This window comes from Streptomyces sp. NPDC021225, assembly GCF_044332865.1.
In the GTDB taxonomy this organism is placed as follows: Bacteria; Actinomycetota; Actinomycetes; order Streptomycetales; family Streptomycetaceae; genus Streptomyces.
Genome location: NZ_JBIRPV010000017.1, coordinates 132928 through 155863 on the forward strand (window position 1 = coordinate 132928; position 22936 = coordinate 155863).

19 protein-coding genes and 1 pseudogene are annotated in these 22936 nt (G+C 72.8%); 3 read left to right on the forward strand and 17 right to left on the reverse strand.

Annotated features, from left to right (window positions below; translation table 11 throughout):
• Positions 1-333: 333 nt before the first annotated feature.
• From trmD to proS, 6 genes and pseudogenes are all read right to left on the reverse strand, one after another.
• A pseudogene (gene trmD, locus ACH4S9_RS42640) lies at positions 334-1173 on the reverse strand (tRNA (guanosine(37)-N1)-methyltransferase TrmD); the annotation flags it as partial.
• Positions 1173-1733, reverse strand: coding sequence for a ribosome maturation factor RimM (gene rimM / locus ACH4S9_RS42645; protein WP_311727795.1), 561 nt, complete (start codon positions 1731-1733; stop codon positions 1173-1175). The pseudogene trmD and the gene rimM, both read right to left, overlap by 1 nt.
• A gap of 83 nt (positions 1734-1816) precedes the next feature.
• Positions 1817-2056, reverse strand: a complete 240-nt coding sequence (locus ACH4S9_RS42650) for an RNA-binding protein (RefSeq protein ID WP_030011889.1) — start codon at positions 2054-2056, stop codon at positions 1817-1819.
• Positions 2057-2058: 2 nt separating this feature from the next.
• Positions 2059-2508 (reverse strand): 30S ribosomal protein S16, encoded by a 450-nt coding sequence (gene rpsP / locus ACH4S9_RS42655; protein WP_311727796.1) that lies wholly within the window; start codon positions 2506-2508, stop codon positions 2059-2061.
• A 155-nt stretch (positions 2509-2663) separates the two neighbouring features.
• Positions 2664-3257, reverse strand: a complete 594-nt coding sequence (locus ACH4S9_RS42660; protein ID WP_311727797.1) for a hypothetical protein — start codon at positions 3255-3257, stop codon at positions 2664-2666.
• 183 nt (positions 3258-3440) lie between these two features.
• A complete protein-coding gene (gene proS / locus ACH4S9_RS42665) occupies positions 3441-4856 on the reverse strand; it encodes a proline--tRNA ligase (protein ID WP_398377033.1) in 1416 nt (471 codons plus the stop codon).
• A 268-nt stretch (positions 4857-5124) separates the two neighbouring features.
• On the opposite strand from proS, the gene ACH4S9_RS42670 reads away from it, so the two are divergent.
• Positions 5125-5958 (forward strand): methyltransferase domain-containing protein, encoded by an 834-nt coding sequence (locus tag ACH4S9_RS42670; protein WP_311727799.1) that lies wholly within the window; start codon positions 5125-5127, stop codon positions 5956-5958.
• Positions 5959-6000: 42 nt separating this feature from the next.
• Here the strand turns inward: ACH4S9_RS42670 and ffh are convergent, their stop codons facing one another.
• The 5 genes from ffh to ACH4S9_RS42695 form a co-directional block, all read right to left on the reverse strand.
• Complete coding sequence (gene ffh / locus ACH4S9_RS42675; protein WP_311727800.1) at positions 6001-7551, reverse strand: signal recognition particle protein; 1551 nt, start codon at positions 7549-7551, stop codon at positions 6001-6003.
• Between the two features lie 265 nt (positions 7552-7816).
• Positions 7817-10459, reverse strand: coding sequence for a [protein-PII] uridylyltransferase (locus tag ACH4S9_RS42680; protein WP_398377036.1), 2643 nt, complete (start codon positions 10457-10459; stop codon positions 7817-7819).
• A gap of 46 nt (positions 10460-10505) precedes the next feature.
• Positions 10506-10844, reverse strand: coding sequence for a P-II family nitrogen regulator (locus ACH4S9_RS42685; protein ID WP_014176070.1), 339 nt, complete (start codon positions 10842-10844; stop codon positions 10506-10508).
• Positions 10841-12133, reverse strand: a complete 1293-nt coding sequence (locus tag ACH4S9_RS42690; RefSeq protein ID WP_311727803.1) for an ammonium transporter — start codon at positions 12131-12133, stop codon at positions 10841-10843. Before ACH4S9_RS42690 ends, ACH4S9_RS42685 begins: the two co-directional genes overlap by 4 nt.
• Positions 12134-12339: 206 nt before the next feature.
• Entirely contained in the window at positions 12340-13839 is a 1500-nt protein-coding gene (locus tag ACH4S9_RS42695) for a hypothetical protein (RefSeq protein ID WP_311727845.1), read from the reverse strand.
• Positions 13840-14257: 418 nt separating this feature from the next.
• Here ACH4S9_RS42695 and ACH4S9_RS42700 point away from each other — a divergent pair, with 418 nt between their 5' ends.
• On the forward strand, positions 14258-14929 hold the full coding sequence (locus ACH4S9_RS42700) for a bifunctional DNA primase/polymerase (protein ID WP_358847611.1): 672 nt from the start codon (positions 14258-14260) through the stop codon (positions 14927-14929).
• Positions 14930-15067: 138 nt separating this feature from the next.
• Here the strand turns inward: ACH4S9_RS42700 and ftsY are convergent, their stop codons facing one another.
• The 5 genes from ftsY to ACH4S9_RS42725 form a co-directional block, all read right to left on the reverse strand.
• Entirely contained in the window at positions 15068-16285 is a 1218-nt protein-coding gene (ftsY, locus tag ACH4S9_RS42705) for a signal recognition particle-docking protein FtsY (RefSeq protein ID WP_311727805.1), read from the reverse strand.
• Positions 16286-16320: 35 nt separating this feature from the next.
• The gene (locus ACH4S9_RS42710) at positions 16321-16986 is read right to left on the reverse strand and encodes a response regulator transcription factor (RefSeq protein ID WP_311727806.1); all 666 of its coding nucleotides are present in this window, start codon (positions 16984-16986) and stop codon (positions 16321-16323) included.
• Complete coding sequence (locus ACH4S9_RS42715) at positions 16983-19145, reverse strand: histidine kinase (RefSeq protein WP_398377037.1); 2163 nt, start codon at positions 19143-19145, stop codon at positions 16983-16985. The genes ACH4S9_RS42710 and ACH4S9_RS42715 overlap by 4 nt, the downstream gene beginning before the upstream one ends.
• Positions 19142-19504 carry a hypothetical protein gene (locus tag ACH4S9_RS42720; RefSeq protein WP_398377039.1) on the reverse strand — a complete coding sequence of 121 codons (363 nt, stop codon included), beginning with the start codon at positions 19502-19504 and terminating at the stop codon, positions 19142-19144. The genes ACH4S9_RS42715 and ACH4S9_RS42720 overlap by 4 nt, the downstream gene beginning before the upstream one ends.
• 180 nt (positions 19505-19684) lie before the next feature.
• Positions 19685-20083, reverse strand: a complete 399-nt coding sequence (locus ACH4S9_RS42725; RefSeq protein WP_311727809.1) for a hypothetical protein — start codon at positions 20081-20083, stop codon at positions 19685-19687.
• A gap of 282 nt (positions 20084-20365) precedes the next feature.
• Here ACH4S9_RS42725 and ACH4S9_RS42730 point away from each other — a divergent pair, with 282 nt between their 5' ends.
• Positions 20366-21355 carry an LLM class flavin-dependent oxidoreductase gene (locus ACH4S9_RS42730; protein WP_361186643.1) on the forward strand — a complete coding sequence of 330 codons (990 nt, stop codon included), beginning with the start codon at positions 20366-20368 and terminating at the stop codon, positions 21353-21355.
• Between the two features lie 45 nt (positions 21356-21400).
• On the opposite strand, the gene ACH4S9_RS42735 is transcribed toward ACH4S9_RS42730, so the two are convergent.
• Positions 21401-22819 carry a sugar porter family MFS transporter gene (locus tag ACH4S9_RS42735; protein WP_311727811.1) on the reverse strand — a complete coding sequence of 473 codons (1419 nt, stop codon included), beginning with the start codon at positions 22817-22819 and terminating at the stop codon, positions 21401-21403.
• Positions 22820-22936 lie beyond the last annotated feature (117 nt).

Here is a 22936-nt window from a genome sequence, read left to right on the forward strand (position 1 = left end):
ATCGTCTGCTTTCCTCGCCGATGCCACAGGTCATCAGCGGTATATCGGATGATGATTCGGAATGCCGCCTGGTCGGGCGGGCGTCGATCCCCCTGTGGCAGGGGCGCGCGCCGGACGTACGGCAGCGGCCTATTCTTCCACGACCGGCCCCGGCCACCCAAATCCGGGCTCTTTATTGTGTTCGCTCGCCTCCAGGCGCTCGGGTCCTCCCCCGGCTACCGCCGGGCGGTGCCCCCTGTCGACGGGCTTCGTCACGCGGTCGCCCACGCCGCGGAGCGGCATATCGGATTCGAGCCCTCGCTCCCTCCTCCTCAGCCCTTTCGACAGCGGCGCGCCCTTGGGCTCGCTCACTGACGTTTCCTCCCAGCCCAGTTCCGCCAGGAGCCTCCGGTCGTGCTTGTCCAGCGCCGTTGGGTCGCAGCGCGCTATGAGGTCCGGGCGGTTGCGGCTGGTGCGGCGGAACGCCTCGTCCCGGCGCCAGCGCGCGACGTTGCCGTGGTGGCCGCTGAGCAGCACCTCCGGGATGCCCCGGCCGCGCCACTCCGGCGGCTTGGTGTAGACGGGCCCCTCCAGCAGATCGGCCATCGCGCCGGGGGCGAAGGAGTCGTCGCGGTGCGACTCGGCGTTGCCCAGCACCCCGGGCAGCAGCCGGGCCACGGCCTCCGTGATCACCAGAACCGCGGCCTCCCCGCCGGCCAGCACATAGTCGCCGATGGAGATCTCGTACACATCCAGCCGCTCGGCGTACTCGTCGATCACCCGGCGGTCGATGCCCTCGTAGCGGGCCGGGGTGAAGACCAGCCAGGGGCGCTCGGCGAGCTCGACGGCGAGGGCCTGGGTGAACGGGCGGCCGCTCGGGGTGGGCACGACCAGCGCGGGCAGCTCCGCCGCCCCGCCTCCGGTGCCCTCCGGCTCGCCGTCCCCCGCGTTCTGTCCACCGCTCCCCGACTCGATGATCGCGTCCAGCGCCTCGCCCCACGGCTCGGGCTTCATGACCATGCCGGGCCCGCCGCCGTACGGGGTGTCGTCGACGGTGTTGTGCCGGTCGTGCGTCCAGCCGCGCAGATCATGGACGCGTACATCCAGCTGTCCCCGGGCGCGCGCCTTGCCGACCAGCGAGACGTTCAGCGGCTCCAGATACTCCGGAAAGATCGTGACGACGTCCAGCCGCATCATGCGCCCCCGCGCTCGGCGCCGCCCTCGCCGCGGGCGACCTCGGCCTCGGTCTCGTCGAGCAGTCCGGGCGGCGGGTCGATGACGGCGCGCTGCTCCTCGAGATCGATCTCCGGCACCACCTCGGAGACAAAGGGGATCATCACATCGCTGCCGTCGGGCCGCCGGACGATCAGCAGGTCCTGGTACGGCAGATGGGAGATCTCCGCGATCCGGCCGACCTCCGTGCCGTCGACCGTGACCACGTCCAGGTCGATCAGCTGATGGTCGTAGAACTCCTCGGGGTCCTCAGGAGTCTCCTCGGGATCGACCTCCGCGATGAGCAGGGTGCCGCGCAGCGCCTCGGCAGCCGTGCGGTCCGCGACCCCCGTGAAGCGCAGCAGCAGGCGGCCGCTGTGCACCCGGCCGGTCTCGATGGTCAGCGGCCCGACGGAGGCGGGCTCGGTGGCCAGAACGGCACCCGGGCCGAGCCGAAGCTCCGGCTCGTCGGTGCGCACCTCGACGGTGAGCTCACCCTTGATGCCGTGGGCGCGGCCGATCCGCGCCACAACCAACTGCACTGTTCCCAGTTCCCTTCACGCACACGGGCCGGGGACGGCCCATAGCCCTCCCCGGCCCGTGCCGGTGCTCTTCTTGACGCTGCTCAGCGAACCTGGTCCACGTCGACGAGGTCGACGCGGATACCACGGCCGCCGATGGCGCCCACGACGGTGCGCAGGGCGCGGGCGGTGCGGCCGTTACGGCCGATCACCTTGCCGAGATCGTCGGGGTGCACCCGGACCTCCAGCACCTGCCCGCGCCGCAGGTTGCGCGAGGCGACCTGCACTTCGTCGGGGTTGTCGACGATGCCCTTCACCAGGTGCTCGAGGGCCTCCTCGAGCATGCTCAGGCCTCGGTCGACGCGGTCGACTCGGCCGCCGCGTCAGCGGCCGCCTCGTCCGACTTCTTCTCGGACTTCTTCGCCTTCGGGGTGATCGCCTCACCCTTCGGCTCGGCGCCGCTGTCCTTGGCGGCGGCCTCGAACAGGGCGCGCTTGTCGGCCTTCGGCTCGGCGACGAGCATCGGGGCCGGGGCGGGCAGGCCCTTGAACTTCTGCCAGTCGCCGGTGACCTTCAGGATGGCGAGCACCGGCTCGGTCGGCTGCGCGCCGACACCCAGCCAGTACTGCGCACGCTCCGAGTCGACCTCGATGCGCGAGGGGTTCTGCACCGGGTGGTACAGACCGATCTCCTCGATGGCCCGGCCGTCACGGCGGGTACGGGAGTCGGCGACGACGATGCGGTAGTGAGGCGAACGGATCTTGCCCAGACGCTTCAGCTTGATCTTGACTGCCACGGGAGTGGTGTCTCCTGGTCTTGACGTGATTGAGCACCGCGAAGTGCCGCGTGGGGTTGCGGTACCCGAGTGCCCGATGGACGCGTCAGCCGGAGGAGAGAGGGGTCCTGGTCGGCTGTCGAGTACAGCTGACCATTGTGCCACACCGCACCGGCTCAGCCGACCGCGGCCACCGGCTCCGGGATACGGAACGGCTTTCCGCACCCCCCGCACATGATCGGCGCCTGGGCCAGCACCGACGGCACGACGCGGACATTGCGCCCGCAGTCGCAGACCGCCTTCACACGGACCCCACCGCCGGACGAACCATGCCGGGCGGCCGGCCCGCGGAAGGTGCGGGTGGTGTCGGCGGCGGTCGCGACGGTGTGCGCCTTGAGGGCGCGCTGGAGCCGGTCGATGGTCGTCCGATAGCGCCTTCTCGCCTCGGGACTGAGCGTGACCAGGGAGAAGCCGCTGCTCGGATGCGGCTCATCGGAATGGTCCAGCCCCAGCTCCTCGGCGATGGCCAGGAATCGGCGGTTGTGATAGCGGCCGGCGCGCGAGGTGTCACGGACACCTCGCGCCGCGGCGATGCCATGGACTGCCTCGTGCAGCAGCCGTTCGAAGGAGAGCTCGGCGCCACATGCGGACGACGACTCTCCGATCAGCGATTCGGGCGCGGCGAGATCCGGCAGCTCGGGGTGGTGCCGTTGAATATCGGCCCACGCCTGCGCCAGCTCTGCGGCGAGTACAGGTGGTGTCGTGCTCACGTCGTGATAACGAGCGGGGAGCGCCCGGTGTTCCGATTCCGGGGCATCGCAAATATTTTGCACGTACCAGTCAGTTCAGCGCTGATGCGCCCCGAGGAGGGCGGGTGCGCAAATGTGTGGATGAGCCACCCACCGCGCACCAAGGCGGTACGTAACGCCCCGCCCGCTCGCCCCGGGCCCTCCTCAGTAAGCGCGCGCGACAAAGGCGACGTTACCGGGCGCATCATCCGCGTCCGGCACCGACCCGTCCTCGGCCACCAGGCACCGCACGGACACGGCCTGCTCGGCGAGGGCCGCCTCCCCCTCCGGGCCGAGGTCCGCCCACCGGATCCGCGCCCAGCCGCCCGCCGCCGCGGCCTCGGCGGCCTCCTCCACGGTCCGCACGCCCACGGTCCGGGACTCGCGCCGCTCCCGCGCCTGGCGCAGCAGCAGCGCCTGGTCCTCCTCCAGGACCTTCGGCAGCAGATCCGGCAGCGCGTCCAGGCTCACCGGCTCCTTGCCGCCCGGAATCCGCCGCGCCACCATCGCGGTGCCGCCCTCCAGGTCGCGCGGGCCGACCTCGACCCGCACCGGCACGCCCTTGAGCTCCCAGTCCACGGCGCGACGGCCGAACGGGGTGTCCGTACGGTCGTCGACCCGGACCCGCACCCCGGCCGCCGCCAGCCGGTCGCCGATCTCGCGGACCTTGGCCAGCACCGCCTCGTCGCCCTTGATGGCCAGCACGACGACCTGGACGGGAGCCAGCCGCGGCGGAACGCGCAGCCCGCTGTCGTCGCCGTGCATCATCACCAGTGCGCCGATCATGCGGGTGGTGCTGCCCCAGGAGGTCTGCCAGACCAGCTCCTGCTTGCCTTCCTTGGACAGGAACTGGGTGTTGAAGGCCCGCGCGAAGTTCTGGCCCAGCTCGTGGCTGGTGCCCAGCTGTAGCGCCTTGCCGTCGCCCATCATCCCTTCCAGGGTGAGGGTGTTGATGGCGCCCGCGAAGCGCTCCTTGGCCGTCTTGCGGCCCAGGACGACATCCATGGCCAGCACGTTCTCCATGAAGTCCGCGTAGACGTGCCGGTGGATACGGGCGGCGAAGTCGCGGGCGTCCTCGAACGTGGCGTGGGCGGTGTGCCCCTCCTGCCACAGGAACTCGGAGGTGCGCAGGAACAGCCGCGGCCGCAGCTCCCAACGCACCACATTGGCCCACTGGTTGATCAGCAGCGGCAGATCGCGGTAGCTCTGCACCCACTTCGAGAAGTACTCGTTGATGATCGTCTCGGAGGTGGGCCGGACGACCACGGGCTCCTCGAGCTTCTTGCCGCCGCCGTGGGTGACGATGGCGAGCTCGGGCGCGAAACCCTCGACGTGCTCCGCTTCCTTGGTCAGATACGACTGCGGGATGAAGAGCGGGAAGTACGCGTTCTGCACGCCCTCGGCCTTGATGCGGGCGTCCATGTCCTGCTGCATCCGCTCCCAGAGCCCGTAGCCGTACGGTCGGATGACCATGGTGCCGCGCACCGGGCCGTTGTCGGCCAGCTCGGCCTTGTTGATCAGATCCTGGTACCAGCGCGGAAAATCCTCCGCCTGGGGGGTGAGAACGGGAGCCTTCGCCATGGCGCCGATCGTACGGCGACGGCGCGCCCAACCGTGAATCTGTTTGGTGAGGGCCGCTTTTTTCAGGGGCCGTTCCAAGGGCTCGTTTTCAAGGGCCCGCGCCGGGGGGGCGCACAACCGGGGCACGCAAGCATGGCCGCGAAAGCTCTGGACGCGCGGACGGATGCGCAGTTCCCTGGCCTACGGGGGTGGATCGCGCGGCGCACAACGGTGACACAGGCCTGGGCTCATGACACTGCTCTGCTCTCGTCGGATTGGGGCGCATTCCATGGCATCTACGCTCGTACGGCAACACCTCCCGTACCCCCCGCACCCCGCCCCATCGCACACGGCGCCACCGCGCACCCGCGCCCGCGACTGGGCGGAGATACAGGAACGGATGCTGGTGCCGCTGTACGAGGCCGTGTACGAGCGGCTGGAGGTGGGCGCCGGGACCCGGCTGCTGGGCCTGGGCTGTGGCTCGGGACTGGCCCTCCTTCTGGCGGCGACGCGCGGCGCCGCGGTCTGCGGGGTGGACCCGGACGAGGAGCGCCTGGCGCTCGCCCGCGAGCGGCTGGGCGACGGCGGCCTGGAGAGCGTCCTGACGGCGGCGACTGCGACGGCGGCGAGCGGCTTCACCGTGGTCACCGCCTTCGAGCCGCTGTCGGCCCTCGGAACAGACGGCGGCGCCGATGCCCTGGCCGAGCGGCTGACCGCGGCCGCCGCCCTCGCCGAACCCGGCAGCCCGGTCGTCCTGGCCGGCTGGGGCCCACCGGAGCGGTGCGCCACCTCCGCGGTGCTTCGGGTGGGCGCGCGGCTGGCCGACCCCATGTGCTCCCCTGCCCGCTGGCGGCCCTGCGGCCGGGACGACCTGGAGCGCCTCGCCCAGCGGGCCGGGCTGCGGCCCGACGGTTCGGGCCGGGTGGCCTGCCCTTTCGGATACGCCGATATGGACAGCGCGGTGCGCGGGCTGCTGTCGACCGGGCTGTTCGACGCGGCGGAGCGGGCCACCGACGCCGTCCAGGTGCGCAAGGAGATCACCGAGGCGCTCCATCCGTACCGGCGCCAGGACGGCACGGTGTGGATGGAGAACGTGCTGCGCTATCTGATCGCGCGGGTGTGAGGGCCCGCGGGCCCCTCGGCCCGCCCGGCCCTCGCGTCCCGCTCAGCCCATGAACTTCTTGAACTCGTCGGGCAGTTCGAAGTCCTGCCCGCCCTGGCCGGCGGGCAGGCCGAACGCGCCGCCCGGCTGCCCCGCCTGCTCGCGACGGGCCGCGGCGGCCTGCTCGTCGGCCTTGCGCTTCATCGGGTTGCCCGAGCGCTGCTTGCCCTTGACCTTCTTCTGCGGCTTGCCCTTGCGCTTGGCGGCGCCACCACCCATGCCGGGGATGCCCGGCATGCCGGGCATCCCGCCCTGGGCCATCTTCGACATCATCTTGCGCGCGTCGAAGAACCGCTCCACCAGGTTCTTGACCGCGCTCACCTCGACGCCGGATCCGCGCGCGATACGGGCGCGGCGCGAGCCGTTGATGATGGTCGGGTCCTGGCGCTCGCCCGGGGTCATCGACTTGATGATCGCGGCGGTGCGGTCCACGTCCCGCTCGTCGAGGTTGTTGATCTGGTCCTTGATCTGGCCCATGCCCGGCAGCATGCCGAGCAGCTTGGAGATGGAGCCCATCTTGCGGACCTGCTCCATCTGCGACAGGAAGTCGTCGAGGGTGAACTCCTTGGGGCCCTTCGCCAGCTTGGCCGCCATCTTCTCGGCCTCTTGCTGGCTGAAGGTCTGCTCGGCCTTCTCGATCAGGCTGAGCATGTCGCCCATGCCCAGGATGCGGGACGCCATGCGGTCCGGGTGGAACGCGTCGAAGTCGTCCAGCTTCTCGCCGTTGGAGGCGAACATGATCTGACGGCCGGTGACATGCGCGATGGACAGCGCGGCACCGCCGCGCGCGTCGCCGTCGAGCTTGGAGAGCACCACGCCGTCGAAGCCGACGCCGTCGCGGAACGCCTCGGCGGTGTTCACCGCGTCCTGGCCGATCATCGCGTCGACGACGAAGAGGATCTCGTCGGGGCTGACCGCGTCGCGGATGTCCGCGGCCTGCTGCATCAGCTCCTGGTCGATGCCGAGGCGGCCGGCGGTGTCGACGATCACCACGTCGTGCTGCTTGGTCCTGGCGAACTCGACCGAGTCCTTGGCCACCTTCACCGGGTCGCCCACGCCGTTGCCCGGCTCCGGGGCGTAGACCGCGACACCGGCCCGCTCGGCGACCACCGAGAGCTGGTTGACGGCGTTGGGTCGCTGGAGGTCACACGCGACCAGCAGCGGCGCGTGGCCCTGCCCCTTCAGCCAGCGGCCGAGCTTTCCGGCGAGCGTGGTCTTACCGGCACCCTGAAGGCCCGCGAGCATGATCACGGTCGGCGGCTGCTTGGCGAAGCGGAGGCGGCGGGTCTCGCCGCCGAGGATGCCGACCAGCTCCTCGTTGACGATCTTGATGACCTGCTGGGCGGGGTTCAGCGCCTGGGAGACCTCGGCGCCGAGCCCCCGCTCCTTGATCTGCTTGATGAAGGCCCGGACGACGGGAAGCGCGACGTCCGCCTCGAGCAGGGCGATCCGGATTTCACGCGCCGTGGCGTCGATGTCCGCCTCGGAGAGGCGGCCCTTGCCCCGGAGGTTCTTGAAAGTCGCTGCGAGGCGGTCGGAGAGGGTATCGAACACGGTGGTCGCGAATCCTTCGCTCGGATGTCGGGTCGGCGGTCGGCCTCCAAGGGTATCCGCCCGCCGCCCGAACGGTCTGCCCCCCGGGCCGGTGCCGCGCCCCGCGGGGCCTTGACCCCTCCCCGCCCCTTCCCGAAACCGGGGCTCCGCCCCGGACCCCGGTGGTCGCTCTCCCCGCCACCGCTGGGCAGCACCCCGGACAGGCCGGAATGCCGGGAAGGCGGCGCGTCCGAGGGGCAGCGCCGTCGCGGGGGTCTCCGGGGCGCTACGCGCTCAGCGCACGCTCGACCTGCTGGGCCACCTCCGCCGCGCGCATCGGCTGGAGCGGGGTGCCGGAGGCGTCCGTGACGTAGAAGGCGTCCACCGCGTTGGCGCCCAGCGTGCTGACGTGGGCGCTGCGCACCGTCACCCCCGCGTCCTCCAGCGCGCGGCCGATGCGGTGCAGCAGCCCCGGGGCGTCCTGGGCGCGCACCTCGATCACCGTGGCGAGCTGGGAGCTGCCGGGCGCCACGGTCACCCGCGGTGGCGGGGCGTGCACACCGCGGCGGCGCGGGTATTTGCGGTACGCGGCCTCGCGCTCCGCGAGCCGGGCCACTATGTCGAGCGAGCCGTCCAGGGCCCGTACCAGGTCCTTGCGCAGCCGCGCGGCCTGCGGCAGCGAGCCGTACTCCGCGGCCACCCGCCAGCTCAGCAGCAGCACGCCGGGCCCCGCCGCGGATACCGGCCGGCGAGGCTCCGCCCCGGTCAGCTCCCCGGGCAGCTCGACGGCGCGCAGGTCCGCCGCCCGTACGGTCAGCCGGTGCAGCGCCAGCACGCCCGCCGCCGCGGGCAGCACGCCGGGCTGGTCGGGGACGGCGATCAGCAGCTCGACGCCGATGGGCTCCGCGCCGGTCTCCGCACCGGTCTCCACGCCGGGCCCCTCGCCCGCCCCGGCCTGTCCGGCGGCCTCGGGGGTGCCGTCGGCCCGGCTCCCCGGCGGCAGCGCCTCCGAGCGCGCGTGCAGGGCCAGCACGGGGCCGCCGGTGCGCCAGGCCTCGATCGCCAGACGCTCCTGCTCGGCGGTGGTCTGCTGGGGCACGGACGGATCCGCCGCCGGTTCCCCGGCCAGGACCGCCGCGACCCGCTTGACCAGGTCGGCGACGAGCGAGCCGCGCCAGGCGCTCCAGGCCGCGGGGCCGGTGGCAAGCGCGTCGGCCTCGGTAAGGGCGTGCAGCAGCTCCAGGGTGGCGGGGGAGCCGACGGCCTCGGCGACCGAGCGCACGGTGGCGGGGTCGTCCAGGTCGCGGCGGGTGGCGGTCTCGATGAGCAGCAGGTGGTGGCGGACCAGGGTGGCCAGGACGGCGACGTCGGCGCGGTCGAAGCCGATCCGGGACGCCACGTCCCGGGCGATGGTCTCGCCCGCGACCGAGTGGTCCCCGGGCCAGCCCTTGCCGATGTCGTGCAGCAGCGCGGCGACCAGCAGCAGGTCGGGACGGCCGACGCGGCGGCTCAGGGCGCTGGCCCGCACCGCGGTCTCGACGAGGTGGCGGTCGACGGTCCAGCGGTGCACAGGGTTGCGCTGGGGGCGGCAGCGCACCCGCTCCCAGTCCGGCAGCAGCCGGGTGATCAGCCCCTCGGCCTCCAGGTCCTCCCAGACCCCGACGGTGGACTCGCCCGCGCCGAGCAGCGTGACCAGCTGTTCCCTGGCCTCGGGCGGCCACGGTACGGGCAGGGGCTGCGCGGCGGCGGCCAGGCGGCGTACGGCGTGCAGCGACAGCGGCAGCCCGGCCTGGGCGGCGGCGGCCGCGGCCCGCAGCGGCAGGACCGGGTCGCGCTCGGGGCGCGCGGCGCGCGCCAGCACCACCTCGCCGTCCTGCTCGACGACGCCCTCGGCGAGCGGGCTGCGCTCCCCCGCGTCCGCGGCGCCGGACCCGGAGCCGCCCCGCCCTCGGCCGCCGAGGAGCCCGCGCAGCCGCGGCCGGGAGGACCGGGCGCGCAACACCCGCTCGACCTCGCGCCAGGTGACATCGCTCGCGTAGGAGATGGTCCGGGCCGACTCGTACACCTGGCGCAGCAGCGTGTCGGCGTCCAGCAGGCCGAGCTCGGCCGCGACCTGGTCCTGCTCCTGGAGCGCGAGCCGGTCGGTGGCCCGCCCGGTGGTCAGGTGCAGCGCGTCGCGCACGTCGAGCAGCTGCCGGCGGGCCTCGGCGAGGCCCTCGCGCGGGGCGTCGGCGAGCCAGGACGCGGCGATGGCGCGCAGCGCCGTCGCGTCGCGCAGCCCGCCGCGCGCCTCCTTGAGGTCCGGTTCCAGCAGGAACTGGAGCTCGCCGTGGCGCCGGGCGCGCTCCTGGCCCAGTTCGCGCAGCTCGGGCAGGCGCTTCGAGGCCTGGGCCCGCCAGTCGGCGAGCGCCGCGGTGCGCAGCCCCGCGGTGAGCGCGGCGTCGCCCGCGATGTGCCGGGCGTCCAGCAGGCCGAGGTGTGCCTTCAGGTCCTCGCCCGCGGTCTTGCGGGCCTGGTCGGGGGTGCGTACGGAGTGGTCGAGGGCCAGGCCCATGTCCCACACCGGGTACCAGACGCGGTCCGCGAGCGTGGCGATGGCCGAGGCGTCCGCGGAGCCGTCGTGGAGCAGCAGCACGTCCAGGTCGCTGCGCGGGGACAGCTCGCCGCGCCCGTATCCGCCGACCGCCACCAGGGCGACGCCCTGGATGCCCTCGGCGCCCGGGGAGCCCTGGGCGCCCTTCGCGAGGCCGGCCTCCTGTGCCCCGCCGGCCAGCAGCGCGGCCAGCCACTGGTCGGTGAGTTCGGCGAGGGCGGTACGGCGCGGCGGCCCGGACCGCGACTCCTCCTGGAGGAGTCGCAGTCGGGCCGCCGCATAGCCGCCGGGCGCCGAGTCGGTCGTCTCCGTCTTCGTCTCGACGTTTTCCGTCAACTCGGCTCCTTGATCACAGGGAAGGACGTCCGGACCGTGGGGTGGCTCAGAGCGCGTCGGGGCCGCGCTCGCCGGTCCGGACCCGCACCGCGGTGTCGACGGGGACGCTCCACACCTTGCCGTCCCCGATCTTGCCGGTGCGGGCCGACTTGACCACGACCTCGATGAGGTCGTCGGCGTCGTCGTCCTCGACCAGCACCTCGATACGGACCTTGGGCACCAGGTCGATGGTGTACTCGGCGCCCCGGTAGACCTCGGTGTGGCCGCGCTGGCGGCCGTAGCCGCTGGCCTCGGTGACGGTCAGGCCGTGCACCCCGAAGGCCTGCAGGGCTTCCTTGATCTCGTCCAGCCGGTGGGGCTTGACGACCGCGGTGATGAGCTTCACGCGTCCACCTTCTTGTTCTGCGGCGCGCCCGCGCCGGTCTCGTCCTGGATGGAGGACACCGTAGAACGCCCCACGTGCGCGCCTCCGACGGCGCTGAAGTCGTAGGCCGTCTCGGCGTGGTAGGCCTGGTCGAGGCCGCCGACCTCTTCGTCCTCGGTGGCCCGGAGGCCGATGGTGACGTCGATCGCCTTGGCGAGGATCCAGGAGACGACGAACGAGTAGATCAGGACCGTGAAGGCGCCGAGCGCCTGCTTGCCCAGCTGGTCCAGGCCGCCGACGCCGTCGGTGGCGAGCAGGCCGACCAGGAGGGTGCCCAGGATGCCGCCGACCAGGTGCACGCCGACCACGTCGAGCGAGTCGTCGTAGCCCAGCTTGTACTTCAGGCTGACCGCCCAGGAGCAGACGACGCCCGCGACGAGGCCGATGATGATCGCGCCCCAGGCGTTGACGGCCGCACCGGAGGGGGTGATGGCGACGAGGCCCGCGACGGCGCCGGAGGCCGCGCCCAGCGTGGTGAACGCGCCGTGCCGGATGCGCTCGTAGGCGAGCCAGCCGAGCATCGCGACGCCGGTGGCGATCTGGGTGTTGAACGCCATGTTGGCGGCGGTGCCGTTGGCGGCGAGCGCGGAACCGGCGTTGAAGCCGAACCAGCCGAACCACAGCAGACCGGAGCCCAGCATCACCAGGGGGAGGTTGTGCGGCCGCATCGGGTCCTTCTTGAAACCGATGCGCTTGCCGAGGACCAGGGCCACGGCGAGACCGGCCGCGCCCGCGTTGATGTGGACCGCCGTGCCGCCCGCGAAGTCGATGACTTCCTTCTTGAACAGCCAGCCGTCGGCCTGCCAGACCCAGTGGGCGACCGGGAAGTAGACGACGGTGACCCACAGGGTGATGAACAGCGTCCAGGCGCCGAACTTGACCCGGTCGGCGACCGCACCGCTGATCAGCGCGGGGGTGATGACCGCGAACATCAGCTGGAAGAAGGCGAAGGCCAATACCGGGATCGCGTCGGGCTTGGTGCCCCACAGCGACTCGGGGTTGATGCCCTTGAAGCCGATGTGGTCCAGATTGCCCAGCAGCCCGCCGCCGATGTCGTCACCGAAGGTGAGGGAGTAGCCGAACAGCACCCACAGGAGGCTGACGACGCCCAGGGCGATGAAGGACATCATCAGCATGTTCAGGGCGCTCTTCACCCGGACCATGCCGCCGTAGAAGAAGGCCAGGCCGGGGGTCATCAGCATCACGAGCGCGGCGCTGATCAATACGAACGCGGTATTTGCGCCATTCAATGTGGACGTCTCCTCGAAATGACGGCCCGTGCGGGCAGAACTCAGGTGGGCCGGTTTTCGCCACGAGGTTGGCGCAGCGCCGTTTCAGTCGATGCCGCTCGATGTTTCACGGCAGTGACGAAGGGCGCGGGAGTGTTACGTACGGATGAACTGGCACTGGACGGCCGGAGGGCCTTGTTACCGTCTCGCGACCATGGGCGGGGGGCTCAGACGGCCCGGGCCGCCTCCGTCGCGTCGGGCCCGTCGGACAGGTGGTCGGCGAGCCGCTCGCCGAGCTGAACGACCTCCGGAACGCTTCCGAAGTCGCGCATCGCCGTGTCCACGGTCTTGCGCAGCCGGTTGCTGACCCGCTCGGAGCGCACCCGGCGGGCGAGCGGCACGGCCTTCTCGGCGACCGCCGCGCATTCCTCGGGCTCCTTCTGGAGCAGGTGGACGGTGGCCAGGCCGATCAGGTTGAGCGCATACGAACGCTGATGCCCGCCGTCCTGGGCCGCCTCCTGGCCGAAGAGGTCGACCGCGCGGCGCATCACGGGGTCGGCCAGCTTGGCGTAGGTGGGGCTGCGGCCGGCGACATAGGCGAGGTCGCGGTACGAGTGCGCGTTCTCCGCGTTGAGCTCGGCCTCGGAGAAGAAGCGGATCCAGTCCGGGTCCCCGTCGCCCGCGACGCTCTCGGCGAAGGTGTCCTCGGCCATCTTCACGGCCCGGTGGCACTTGCTGGGCTGGCCCATATTGGCGTACGCGCGGGCCTCCATCGCATACAGCATGGCCTGGGTCCGCGGCGTCGCGCTCTCCCGGCTGCCGTACTGGGCGAGGTGGACCAGCTCCAGCGCGTCCTCCGGCCGCCCCACATGGATCATCTGGCGGCTCATGCTGGAGAGGATGTACGAGCCCAGGGGCCGGTCCCCGGACTCCTTCGCCGCGTGGAGGGCGAGGACGAAGTACTTCTGGGCGGTGGGCTGGAGCCCGATGTCGTAGCTCATCCACCCGGCGAGCTCGGCCAGTTCGCCCGCGACCTTGAAGAGCCGCTTGGAGACGGGCTCGGGGTGCGGCTCCTGAAGCAGGTCCGTCACCTCGTGGAGCTGGCCCACCACCGCCTTGCGGCGGAGCCCGCCGCCGCACTGGGCGTCCCACTTCCGGAACATCACGATGGTGGACTCCAGCAGCTCCAGCTCGGGCTCGGAGAGCCGGGAGACCCGCCGGGAGCGGCCCGCCTCCGGCTGGGTGCGGCCGCCGGGCCGACCGGAGGGGGAGGGCACCAGCCAGCGCTGCATGGGCTCGATCAGGGCGGGGCCCGCCGACAGCGCGAGGGAGGTGCCGAGGAAGCCGCGCCGGGCGAGCATCAGGTCGCTGCGCGAGAACTCGCCGATCAGCGCGACGGTCTCCGGACCGGCCCAGGGCAGGTCGACGCCTGACACGGACGGTGACCGATGGGCGGTGCGCAGCCCGAGGTCCTCGATTCCGACCACGCAGCCGAAGCGGTCGGAGAACAGCTCGGAGAGGATTTGCGGAATGGGCTCGCGCGGCTGCTCGCCGTCGAGCCAGCGGCGCACCCGCGAGGTGTCGGTGCTGATGTGGTGGGCGCCCAACTGGCGTGCTCTGCGGTTCACTTGGCGCGCGAGCTCGCCTTTTGACCAGCCGCTGCGCACGAACCACGAACCCAACTGCGCGTTGGGACGCTTGTCAGCACCGCCGCCGTTGTCGCCCACTGGAATGCCCCCATCCCACGATTCCGCTCGCACCGCGACCAGAATGCCTTCTGTCACGGTCGGTTGTCCCCGCGATCCGCCGCATCAATCACGGGAGACGGGGGGTCATGCACTGAAAGTAATCTTACGATCACGCCTCCGGCGAGGAAGTTCGCTGAAACGCCACCATTCGCCACCCCTTCGAATGAACGCCACCGGCGATTCACGCGATTCACTTGACACCGGGCATCCGGAAACAGGTGGAAGGGTGCACACCGGGGCGCGCGCACAGCGTCTCACCACCCCTTGCACCGCCACACCACCGCACCGCAGCCGCAGCAGCACCGGTGGTGCCGCATCCGGCTACGGAGCGCCACGGAGCCGCTTCTCTTCGTCATTCGATTCGTAACCATCGACAGGTCGACCCGTTGGAGGGGGCATGGACTTCACGATCGGCGGCATCCGGGACATGCGGCCGGGCGCGCGGCGCCGCAGCCGTACGTCCGAGTGCACGACGGTGGCGGAGTACACCGGCCTGTGGGGGTGGGACGTGGTGCCGGGCGCCCGCGCGGCCCGCGGCGCGAACGGCAGCAGAAACGAATGTTCATGCGGCGCGGCCGACTGCGCCGCCCCCGGCGCGCACCCCCTCGCCTTCGCCTCCGCCGTCCCGGCGGGCGCCACCCTGGACGACGCCACGGCGGCCTGGGAGCAGGTCCCGGGGGCCGCGGTGCTGCTGCCCGTGGGCACCTCGTTCGACGTGCTGGAGGTCGCCGAGCAGGCGGGGCGGCTCGCGCTGGTCCGGCTGGAGCGCATGGGACTGCCGCTCGGCCCGGTGACCGCCACGCCGCACGGCCGCGCCCAGTTCTTCGTCGCCCCCGGCGCCGCCGAGCAGCTGCCGCAGCTGCTCTACCGCATGGGCTGGGACGACGCCGGTCTTGACCTGCGCTGTCTGGGGCCCGGCGACCACATCACGGCCCCGCCCAGCGACCTCGGCGGGCTCGGCCCCGTCCGCTGGCTGCGCCCGCCGGTACTGGACGAGGCGGGCCGGCCGCCGCACGCGCGGCTGCTGCTGGGCACGCTGGCGTACGCCGCCCATCGCGCGGGCGGCTGATCGGCCCCCTCCTGAAGCCATACCGGCGGAAACGCTTCTGCGGTGCCGTCCCCGAAGACGCGAAACGCTTCAGGCGCCCTGGGAAGGTCTCAGGGCGCCTGAAGCGCGTGGGGGCGGATGGGGGGAGATGGCGGGCGGTCAGTCGCCGATCAGGGCGTCGACGAAGGCCTCCGGCTCGAACGGCGCGAGGTCGTCCGCGCCCTCTCCCAGGCCCACCAGTTTCACCGGCACGCCCAGCTCGCGCTGCACCGCGATCACGATGCCGCCCTTGGCGGTGCCGTCCAGCTTGGTGAGCACGATGCCGGTGATGTCCACGACCTCCGCGAAGACCCGCGCCTGCACCAGGCCGTTCTGCCCGGTGGTGGCGTCCAGCACCAGCAGCACCTCGTCCACCGCGCCGTGCTTCTCCACGACCCGCTTGACCTTGCCGAGCTCGTCCATCAGGCCGGTCTTGGTGTGCAGCCGGCCGGCGGTGTCGACGAGCACGACGTCCGCGGCCTCGGCGATGCCCTCCTTGACCGCGTCGAAGGCGACCGAGGCCGGGTCGCCGCCCTCGGGGCCCCGGACGGTGCGGGCGCCGACCCGCTCGCCCCAGGTCTGGAGCTGATCGGCGGCCGCCGCGCGGAAGGTGTCGGCCGCGCCCAGGACCACCGACTTGCCGTCGGCGACCAGGACCCGCGCGAGCTTGCCGGTGGTGGTGGTCTTACCGGTGCCGTTGACCCCGACGACCATGACCACGCCCGGCTTCTCCTCGCCGTTCGCGCCCACGCCGCTCTCGGTGTGCACGGTGCGGTCGGCCTCGGTGCCGATCAGCTGGAGCAGCTCCGTGCGCAGCAGGCCGCGCAGGTCCTCGGGGGTGCGGGTGCCGAGCACCTTGACCCGCTCGCGCAGTCGCTCCACCAGCTCCTGCGTCGGTGTGACGCCGACATCGGCGGTCAGCAGGGTGTCCTCGATCTCCTCCCAGGTCTCGTCGTCGAGGTGCTCACGGGACAGCAGGGTGAGCAGCCCCTTGCCCAGGGTGGTCTGGGAGCGGGACAGCCGGGCCCGCAGCCGCACCAGCCGGCCGGCGGTGGGCTCGGGCACCTCGATCGCGGGCGCCGCCGGCTGTGCGGGCACGGTGGGTGCGGGCGGTGCCTCGGTGACCGGGAGATCCACCTCTTCGATGGATCTGCGCGGTTCCTCCAGCGTGGTTTCCGCCTCCTCGCCGACCTGCGGCTCGGCGGGCGGCGCGGTGACCGACGGGCTGCTCGGCGGGGCCGGGGGCAGCCGCTTCTTCTTGCGGCTGCCGATCACGAGCCCGCTGACCGCGGCGAGCGCGATCACAGCGATGACTACAGCAAGGATGACTTGTTCCATAACGCACCCAGTATCAGCCAACGCGGTGCGGGGCGTCATTCACCTCCGAGCCCGGCCTCACGGGCCCGGACGATCGCCTGGGCGCGGTCGCGGACCTGGAGCTTGGCGAAAATGGACCCGACGTGGTTGCGCACGGTCTTGTCCGTGACCACCAGCCGCTGGGCGATCTGTCGGTAGCCGAGCCCGACCGCCAGCAGCTCCAGGACCTCGCGCTCGCGGGCGGTGAGGGTGGGGAACGCCTCCTTGGCCGAGGCGGTGCCGAAGGAGCCCAGCAGGGAGCCGAGCCGCTCGGCCATGCGCGGGCTGAAGACCGCGCCGCCGCGCGCCACGGTGTGCAGGGCGCGCAGGATCTCGTCCCGGCCCGCGCCCTTGAGGAGATACCCGCGGGCGCCGGCGCGCATGGCCGCGAGCAGGCTGTCGTCGTCCTCGGACATGGTCATGACGACCACCCGGGCGTCCGGGTGGGCGCACAGGATCCGCCGGGTGGCCTCCGTGCCGGACCGGCCGGGCAGCCCGAGGTCCATGACCACCAGGTCGGGCTCGGTACGCGCGGCCTCGGTGACCGCCTCCTCCGCGGACGCGGCCTGGCCGACCACGGCGAACGCCTCGTCCAGGTTGACCGCGGCCGCCAGGCCCTCGCGGAACAGCGGATGGTCGTCCACGAGCAGGACGCGCCACTGTGGCCCTCCCGCCGCCGTCACCGGCCCGGCACCCCCTCTCCGTGGTCGCGGCCGTGGCCGTGCTCTTCGGGTACGGCGTGAACGGCCGCTTCATGGCCGGCGCCGTCATGGTCGGCGCTCTCCTCGGCGGGCGGGTCGGCCTCCCCCGGCCCGGCGAGCGGCAGGATCGCGTGCACCACCGTGCCCGTCGCGGACCCGGTCACCGAGCAGGAGCCGCCGATCTCCTCGGCCCGCTCCGCCACGGAGGCCAGCCCCACGCCGGGCACGGCGCCGCGCCGCAGCCCGCTCCCGTCGTCGGTGACCTTGACCTCGAGCGTGTCGGGGCCCGCGGTGAGCTCGATCCTGACCTGCCGGGCCCGCGCGTGCCGCACCGCGTTGGTCAGCGACTCGGCCGAGATCCGGTAGGCGGCCGTCTCCACGCCGGGTGACAGCGGCGGCAGCGCGGTCGGGCGGGTGGCCACCGTCACCCGGGGCCCGGCGCCGCCCAGCCGCCGCGCCAGGTCCCGTACCGCCTTGGCCAGGCCGCGATCGGCCAGGGCGGCGGGGGCCAGCCCCGAGGTGATCCGCCGCACCTCGACCAGGGCCTCGGCGAGGGTCTCGGCGGCCTCGCGCAGCTGGTGGCGGGCCGGGTGCCCGGGCGGGCAGGTGGTCTGGGCGATGTCCAGGCGCAGCCGTACGGCGGCGAGCTGGGGGCCGAGGCCGTCGTGGATCTCGCGCCGCAGCCGGCGGCGTTCCTCTTCGCGGGCGAGCACCAGCCGCTCGCGGGCGGCCTGGGCCTCCTCGGCCAGGCGCAGCGCGGCGAGCGCCGGGGCGGCCTGGTCGGCGAGGAGGGAGAGCAGGCCGCTGTCGCGCTCCGCGGGGGTGCCGAAGCCGTCCCGGGCGACTTCGAGGCGGCCGACCGTACGGCCGTGGTGGCGCAGCACGAACGCCTGGACCGGGCCGGTCAGCGGTGCCCCGGCGGCGGCCAGCCGCCGGGGTCCTGCGCGGGTGTCGACGCTGACGGCGGCGCCGGAGACGCCGAGGTCCTCGACCGCGCTGCGGCAGATGTGCTGGGGCACCTCGCCGGGGTGGGGCGCCTGCTGGAGGCGTACGGCCAGGGCGCTGGCGGCCTCGTGGGGGCGGGCGCGCGGCCCGTAGAAGGCGCGCTCGACGCGCAGCGTCAGCCAGCGCACGGTCGGCCGCAGGGCCCAGCCGAGCAGCAGCGCGCAGCCGACGGCGGTGCTGATCGTCCCGCCGCGCAGGGAGGGCAGTCCGGCCTGGACGGCGACGACCGTGCAGACGACGACCGCCGCGAGGGAGGTGAGGACGAAGGCGCGGGCGAGGCGGTGGCTGGTGACGCGGTCCAGCCGCCATATGCCGGTGCGTGCGACGCCCAGGCAGATCGCGGCGGCCCAGACGGCGCTGCCGAGGGTGCGCGCCACGATCGTGGGCATGCCCTCGGTCCACTCCGCGAGCAGCAGGAAGACACAGGCCGGGTAGGCGGCGGCCAGCAGCGCCCAGTTGCGCCGCTCCGCGCCGTGGGCGGCGGCGGCGCGGCAGCACAGCGCGCAGGTGACCGCGGTGGCCACGGCGCGCAGCACCCACTCCTCCGCCGTGGAGTAGGTGTCGAGGTGGTCGAAGGCCCACTGGCCCCAGGCGGTGCCGAAGACGGGGTTGGGGACCGAGCCGGCCAGCGGCTCGCTCACCAGCCAGAGCGCGGCGTAGCCCAGCCAGTAGGCGGAGGCGCCGGCGCTCATCGCCCACCACTGCCACCGGCGCTGCGAGCCGCGCGGGAACAGCCACAGCGGCAGCAGCAGGACGGTCAGCGGGCGGCAGGCGATCCCGGCGGCCGAGATCAGCAGCTGGGCCACCGCGCCCGCCGAGCCCAGGTCGGCCAGGTCCAGCAGGTCGGCGGCGGCCGAGGGCAGCAGCCACAGCGCGCCGGCGACCAGCAGGACGCTGCCGTAGCGGCGGGCGGAGCGCTCGGCCAGCAGCAGCACCCCGACGCCGAGGACCGGGACGCCCACGGCCACGCGGGTCAGCACGGCGGTGCCGCGCGGCTGCGGGTAGGACGGGGCCGGCCATTGGTCGTTCACCCGCAGCAGGCCGGCCAGCCAGCCCGCGAGGACCACCACGAACAGGGCCGACACCCCGGCGGCGGCCTGTACGGCTCGGTCCTTGGGCTGGACCGCGCGTCTCATCCCATCCCGGAACCCCGGGCCGGGGCGGTGGCCGAGGGCGGGCTTGCCGGCGGAGCCGGGGCCGGTCCGGCGGTGTGGCTGGTGCCCCGCCCCCTGACCCACAGCGTGATGTAGTGGTCGCTGTGGCCCCGGCGGCATTTGTACTCACTCCACTTGCGGGCGTCCATCCCGTTCCGGCCTGCCTTGCGACAGGCGCTGGTGGTGTCGAAGTGCCCGGCCTGGCGCCACGCCGCGGCCTGCGCCGCGGTGGCCGGCGCCGCCGGGGCGGTCGCCACGACGGCGCCGGTGAGCAGGGCGAGCACGGTCATCACAGAGGTCCGGCGGGTCCGGCGGGTCTGGCGGGTCCGGGATGGGGTCATCTGACAACCTCCTCGTGCTCCGGTGCTCCGCTTCCGCGGTTCGGCGGGCTTCCGGTTCTCCCGGTCCCAGCACTACCCGCGGTGGGGCGGGTGAAGTGCGGCCGGGCCCGCGCCCACTCGAACCGGTGACTGACCCGTACCCGCGTTCCGTCCCGCCGTGCCCCGTCCTCCGGGGTCGCGCTACCAGACGATCAGCAGGATGGCGACGGCGATCGACTCGGCCTCGATGTAGGGCACCCCGAACCGCATCAGCGTGAGCATGATCGGCTTGGCGGACCAGATCTCCAGGGTCTCCAGGAAGTGGCCGAGCCGGTGGGCGTAGCGGCGGACCACCGCGGTCTCGCGCGGCCCGAGCCGGGTGAGCAGTTTGGCCAGCAGGTCGCCGCCGTGGTGCAGGGCGACGGTCAGCAGCCGCTGCCGGATGAGCTGGGCGTCGGGCGGGGCGGCGCCGGCCGTGCCGAAGAGCGACGCCTTGGCGGCTTCGAGTTCCGCGGTGTCGCCGGCGGCCTGCCGCACCCGGATGACCAGGTCGTCGATGTCGGATCCGGTGATGGCCGGATCTCCCGTCGTGATGGTCACGGGCCCCTCCTCTGGTGTCCGCACGGCGGCGGGTCGTGTCCGCAAGGCGGCGGCTTGTGTCCGCAGAGCGGCGGGTTGTGTCCGCGCAAGGGCGGGAATCGACGCCCGGTTCGCCGGGCCTGCCCCTACGGTCAGCCGCCCTGTGTCCCAGGCGCATGAGTCATCCGCCCCGCCCCTGCCCGGCCGTCCCAAGAGGCCGCGTCCGAAGGGGCCGCTCCCTGTTTATTTGACGGCCCGTCAGATACCGTGCTCGCCCGCCCACCGCGAAGGGGGACCTCCGCCATGCCCGTCACGGTCGTACGGCTCAACCTCGTCGCTCCCGACGCCACACCCGAGTCCCTGTCCCGGCGCTACCGGGCGGCCGTCGACATGGCCGCGTTCGCCGACGACCAGGGCATCGACACCATCCAGACCGAGGAGCACCACGGCGCAGCCAACGGCTGGCTGCCCTCCCCGCTGACCTTCGCGGGCGCGGTGCTCGGCTCCACCCGGCGGATCGCGGTCACCGTCTCCGCGCTGATCGCCCCGCTCTACGACCCGCTGCGGCTGGCCGAGGACATCGCCGTGCTCGACCTGGTGAGCGGCGGCCGGCTGGTCACGGTGGCGGGCATCGGCTACCGGCCCGAGGAGTACGCCGGGCTCGGCCGGGAGTGGAAGCGGCGCGGCGCACTCCAGGACGAGGCGCTCGAGACGCTGCTGGCGGCCTGGACCGGCGAGCCCTTCGAGTACCGGGGCCGCACCGTGCGGGTCACCCCGCGCCCGTACACCCGGCCGCACCCGACCCTGATGGTCGGCGGCAGCTCCAAGGCCGCCGCGCGCCGCGCCGCCCGGCTGGGCCTGCCGTTCTTCCCCAGCGCCCATCTGCCGGAGCTGGAGGCGTACTACCACGCCCGGCGCGCGGAGTACGGGACGCCGGGCTGGTGCCTGATGCCCACCGCGCGGACCTCGCTGCTGCATGTCGCGGAGGACCCGGAGCGGGCCTGGGCGGCGTACGGCTCGCATCTGCTGCACGAGGCGCGGACGTACGGCTCCTGGCAGTCGGGCGGCACCGCCCATTCCGCCGTCCGCTCCGGCGCCGAGGACGTGGCGGCGCTGCGCGACGAGGGCGTCTACCGCATCGTCACGCCCGAGGAGTGCGTGGCGCTGGCCGAGGAGGGCGGCGAGGCGGCGGGCCTGGTGCTGCATCCGCTGTGCGGCGGGATGCCCGTGGAGGAGGGGTGGCGCTCGCTGCGACTGTTCGCGGAACGCGTTCTGCCCCGCCTCAAACGATGAGGCGGGGCAGAACCCTCGAAGAACGAGGAGCGGGCCGGCCGGGGGTCAGCCCATCTCCTCCAACGCCTTGCCCTTGGTCTCCGGCACCCACTTGAGGATGAAGGGGATCGAGAGCGCGGCGAAGACGGTGTACATGATGTAGGTCGCCGACAGGTTCCAGTCGGACAGGCTGGGGAAGCTGGCGGTGATGGCCCAGTTGGCGATCCACTGCGCGGAGGCGGCGACGCCCAGCGCGGCGGCGCGGATCTTGTTCGGGAACATCTCGCCGAGCAGCACCCAGACCACCACGCCCCAGGAGAGGGCGAAGAAGAGGACGAAGCCGTGCGCGGCGATCAGGGCCAGGACGCCCTGGGCGTGCGGCAGCTTGCCGTCGACGAGGTGCGCCGAGAAGGCCCAGGCCACCAGCCCGAGCGAGACCGCCATACCGGCCGAGCCGATCAGCGCGAGCGGCCTGCGGCCGATCTTGTCGACGAAGACCATCGCGATGACGGTGCCGATGATGTTGATGATCGACGTGGTGAAGGAGTAGAAGAACGAGCCGCTCGGGTCGACGCCCACCGACTGCCACAGCGTCGAGGAGTAGTAGAACGCCACGTTGATACCGACGAGCTGCTGGAAGACCGAGAGACCGATACCGATCCAGACCACGGGCAGCAGCCCGAACCGGCCGCCGAGCAGGTCCTTGAAGGTGGACTTGTGCTCGCTGCGCATGGCCTGCTCGATCTGGGCGACGCGCGCGTCGAGATGACCGCCCTCGCCCTCGACCTGGGCCAGGACCTCCTTGGCGCGGTCGGTCTTGCCGACGGAGATCAGGAAGCGGGGCGACTCGGGGATCGCGAAGGACAGCAGGCCGTAGACCACGGCCGGGACGACCATCACGCCGAGCATCCACTGCCAGGCCTCGATGCCGCCGATCTTGCCGCGCTGGTCGCCGTCGGCGAGGTGGAGGATGCCCCAGTTGACGAGCTGGGACAGGGCGATGCCGACGACGATCGCGGCCTGCTGGAAGGAGGCCAGACGACCCCGGTACGCGGGCGGGGCGACCTCGGCTATGTAGGCCGGGCCGATCACGGAGGCCATGCCGATGCCGATGCCGCCGAGCACCCGCCAGACGGCCAGGTCCCACAGGGCGAAGGGAAGGGCCGAGCCGACCGCGCTGACCGTGAACAGCACGGCGGCGATCTGCATGACGCGGATGCGGCCGATGCGGTCGGCGATCCGGCCGGCGATGGCCGCGCCGATGGCCGAGCCGATCAGGGCGATGGCGACGACCTGGGCCAGAGCGGCGGAGCCGATGTCGTAGCGGCCACGGATGGCCTCGACCGCTCCGTTGATCACCGAGCTGTCGTAGCCGAAGAGAAAGCCGCCCATCGCGGCGGCGGCGGTGATGAAGATGACACGGCCAAGGGGGGCCGGCTGGGCCCTGCGACCCTCGGACCCCGGTGCCTGCACGGTGGTGGTCAACGTGTACTCCTGTGGCCGTCCGGCAGCACCGCCGGACGTGGGGGGCGGCCTTCCAGCGGGGCTTGGCCGTGGGGTCGGGCCACCACTTGAAGGTAAAAACAACGTTGCCGAGACTAT

What these genes read in the sequence shown, in the direction of transcription:
- ACH4S9_RS42650 (WP_030011889.1), bottom strand. Translation starts at nt 2,056, where the DNA reads ATGCTCGAGGAGGCCCTCGAGCACCTGGTGAAGGGCATCGTCGACAAC.
- proS (WP_398377033.1), bottom strand. Translation starts at nt 4,856, where the DNA reads ATGGCGAAGGCTCCCGTTCTCACCCCCCAGGCGGAGGATTTTCCGCGC.
- ACH4S9_RS42670 (WP_311727799.1), top strand. Translation starts at nt 5,125, where the DNA reads ATGGCATCTACGCTCGTACGGCAACACCTCCCGTACCCCCCGCACCCC.
- ACH4S9_RS42700 (WP_358847611.1), top strand. Translation starts at nt 14,258, where the DNA reads ATGGACTTCACGATCGGCGGCATCCGGGACATGCGGCCGGGCGCGCGG.
- ftsY (WP_311727805.1), bottom strand. Translation starts at nt 16,285, where the DNA reads ATGGAACAAGTCATCCTTGCTGTAGTCATCGCTGTGATCGCGCTCGCC.
- ACH4S9_RS42715 (WP_398377037.1), bottom strand. Translation starts at nt 19,145, where the DNA reads ATGAGACGCGCGGTCCAGCCCAAGGACCGAGCCGTACAGGCCGCCGCC.
- ACH4S9_RS42720 (WP_398377039.1), bottom strand. Translation starts at nt 19,504, where the DNA reads ATGACCCCATCCCGGACCCGCCAGACCCGCCGGACCCGCCGGACCTCT.
- ACH4S9_RS42730 (WP_361186643.1), top strand. Translation starts at nt 20,366, where the DNA reads ATGCCCGTCACGGTCGTACGGCTCAACCTCGTCGCTCCCGACGCCACA.